The sequence below is a fragment of the Desulfolutivibrio sp. genome, assembly GCF_036584575.1.
Taxonomy (GTDB): Bacteria; Desulfobacterota; Desulfovibrionia; order Desulfovibrionales; family Desulfovibrionaceae; genus Desulfolutivibrio.
Map to the genome: position 1 here is coordinate 1 of NZ_JAZHDB010000141.1, position 3387 is coordinate 3387.

Sequence of the window (3387 nt, forward strand, 5' to 3'; positions counted from 1 at the left end):
GGACGTTCACCGGCGGTCGGGCGGCCGGAGCCACGCCCGGAGCTACGGCTGGCGCCACGGCTGGGGCCGGACCCGATCCTGCCGGAGGCAGCGGGGCAGCCGGTCGCTCCCAGCCCGGAGGTCCGCGTTTCGGATTTTCCGGGAAGACGAACACGGCCGGCAGTTTCAGCACGGCGGGGCAGGCTGGCCAGTCGGCCCGAACCGGGCCGTCCGCAGCCTCGGGCCCGGCCGGGGCCTCGAGCCAGACCGGACAGGCCGGCGCCGGTCCCTATGGCCGCACAGCCGCCGGGCAGTCGCGGCAGCGGGAGGGCTTCGGCCAGACCTCGCGGCCCGGCCAATCCCGCGCCTCCCATAGTTCCAACGCCTACGACACCCGCCGCGAGAGCGTGCGTCCCGACAGCGCCTCCCGCCATCGCTTTAACGATGAACGCCAGGAACGCGGCCGTCAGGCCGCGCGCAATTCGGGCATGAACCTCAAATGCGCCTACGACATCCTGTGCCTGGACTATCCCTGCACCCCCGTGGAGATCAAAAACGCCTACCGGGGCATGGCCCGCATGTTCCATCCCGACCTGGGCGGCGACGAAGAGGTCATGAAGGACGTCAATCTGGCCTACGAACTGGCCATGCGATTCTGCGCCGGTCCCCGCCGCAGCGGCGCGTCCTGGTCCGCCTGACGCGGACTCCCCGACAAAGCGTTTCCCCTCTCTTCTTCTGTCATTTTTTGCACAACGACGGGCTTGACTCACGACGGCAACAATGGTTGCCTACACAGACTGGAAGGTTTCCCGGATCGTGATTTGCCCCCGGGAGGCGTCCAGGCGGGCCACCGTGCCGGGCGGCTTGGCGGACGGTCGCGTCTTCTCTGTCAAAACCTGGCGAACACAACCACGCAAGCAATGCATACCGGCCCAGGGGCCGGATGGGGAGCTCATGAGCAAGGACTACATCGACGAACTCGTGGCCCGGGTCCGTACGGCCCAGCACCTTTATGCCGAATTCGACCAGGCCCGGGTGGACGCCGTGTTCCACGCCGCCGCCGCCGCGGCCGCCGCCAACCGCATCCCGCTGTCCAAGCTGGCCGTGACGGAGACGGGCATGGGCATTTTCGAGGACAAGGTGATCAAAAACCACTTTGCCTCGGAATACATCTACAACAAGTACAAAGACGTCAAAACCTGCGGCGTCATCGAGGAAGACCCGGCCTACGGCTACCGCGAGGTGGCCGCGCCCATCGGGATCATCGCCGGGATCATCCCCACCACCAACCCCACCTCCACGGCCATCTTCAAGTCGCTTTTGGCGCTCAAGACCCGAAACGCCATCATTTTTTCCCCCCATCCCCGGGCCTGGCGCTCCACCAACGAGGCCGCCCGGATCATCCTCAAGGCCGCCGTGGCCGCCGGGGCGCCGGAACACATCATCGGCTGGATCGACGAACCCACGGCGGAGCGTAGCCGCCTGCTCATGCAGCACCCGGGCGTCAGCCTGATCCTGGCCACGGGCGGCCCGGGCATGGTCCATGCCGCCTACAGCTCGGGCAAACCGGCCATCGGCGTGGGCGCGGGCAACACCCCGGTGGTCATCGACGCCACGGCCAACATCAAGATGTCGGTCAGTTCGGTGATCATGAGCAAGACCTTCGACAACGGCATGATCTGCGCCTCGGAACAGTCGGTGATCGTGGAGGAGTCCGTGGCCGAGGCGGTCAAGGCCGAGTTTCTGCTGCGCGGCTGCCTGTTCGTCAACGAGGAGCAGCGCGTCGCCCTGGCCGCGACCATCTTCGTGGACGGCCATCTCAATGCGGCCATCGTGGGCCAGCCAGCGGCCAGGATCGCCGAGATGGCCGGATTCGCCGTGGACCCGGCGGTCAAGATCCTCATCGCCGAACGCGAGGCCATCGACGCCGCCGACCCCTTCGCCCATGAAAAACTCTCCCCGGTTTTGGGCTTCTACCGGGCCAAGACGTTTGAGCAGGCCGTGGACATGGCCCAGGAGCTGATCGTTTTGGGCGGGGCCGGACACACCTCGGTGCTCTACACCAACGAGACCAATGCGGATCGCATCCGGCTCTTCCAGCGGGTTCTGACCACGGGCCGCACCCTGATCAACATGCCCTCGTCCCAGGGGGCCATCGGCGACGTGTACAACTTCCGGCTGGCCCCCTCCCTGACCCTTGGCTGCGGCTCCTGGGGCGGCAATTCCGTGAGCGAAAACATCGGGGTGAAGCATCTGATGAACGTCAAAACCGTGGCCGAGAGGCGGGAAAACATGCTGTGGTTCAGGGTGCCGCCCAAGATCTATTTCAAGATGGGCGCCGTGCGCCTCGGGCTGGAGGAAATCAAGACCCGGAAACGGGCCTTTGTCGTCACGGACAAGACCATGGAGGCCATGGGGCACGTGACCACCGTGACCGCCATCCTGGAAAAGCTCGGCATCCAGCACCGCGTCTTCAGCGAGGTCAAGCCCGACCCGGACCTCTCGGGAACCTATGCGGCCCTGGACTCCATCCGCTCCTTCCAGCCCGACGTGTTCATCTCCCTGGGCGGCGGTTCGCCCATGGACGCGGCCAAGATCATGTGGCTCATGTACGAACATCCCGACCTGCGGTTCGAGGAAATCGCCATGCGCTTCATGGACATCCGCAAGCGGATCTGCGCCTTCCCGGACATGGGGAAAAAGGCGATCATGGTGGCCATCCCCACCACCTCGGGCACGGGCTCCGAGGTCACGCCGTTTACGGTCATCACCGACGACAAGACGGGCATGAAATATCCCATCGCGGACTACGCCCTGACCCCGGACATGGCCATCGTGGACCCGGAGTTCGTCATGGACATGCCCAAGGGCTTGACCGCCTATTCGGGGCTGGACGTCCTGACCCACGGCATCGAGGCCTTCACCTCGGTGTTCGCCACCAACTTCAGCGACGGCCACGCCCTGGAGGCCGTCCGCCTGGTCTTTAAATACCTGCGCGCCTCCTACCACGAAGGCCGTAAAAACGTCATGGCCCGGGAAAAGATGCACTACAGCGCCACCATTGCGGGCCTGGCCTTCGCCAACGCCTTTCTCGGCGTGTGCCACTCCATGGCCCACAAGCTGGGGGCCATGTTCCACGTGCCCCACGGCCTGGCCAACGCCCTGCTTCTGTCCTACGTCATCGAATACAACGCCACGGACAACCCCACCAAGCAGGGGCTCATGCCTCAGTACCGCTATCCCTTCGTCAAGGGGCGCTACGCACGTATGGCGGAGTCCCTCGGATTGGCCGAGGGGTGCGGCGACGACCGGGATCGCAAGGTGGCCCGGCTGGTTGCGGCCGTGGAGGCCCTCAAGGCCGACCTGAACATCCCCAAATCCCTGCGCGAGGCCGGGATTGCCGAGGAC

The 3387-nt window shown here is 65.6% G+C and carries 2 protein-coding genes; both read left to right on the plus strand.

Annotated features, from left to right (window positions below; all coding sequences use genetic code 11):
* Positions 1-677, plus strand: a 677-nt coding sequence (locus V3572_RS10790) for a DnaJ domain-containing protein (RefSeq protein WP_332110995.1), incomplete at its 5' end; no start/stop codon positions are given.
* Between the two features lie 256 nt (positions 678-933).
* Positions 934-3387: bifunctional acetaldehyde-CoA/alcohol dehydrogenase (gene adhE, locus V3572_RS10795; protein WP_332110996.1), on the plus strand; the 2454-nt coding region annotated here is incomplete at its 3' end.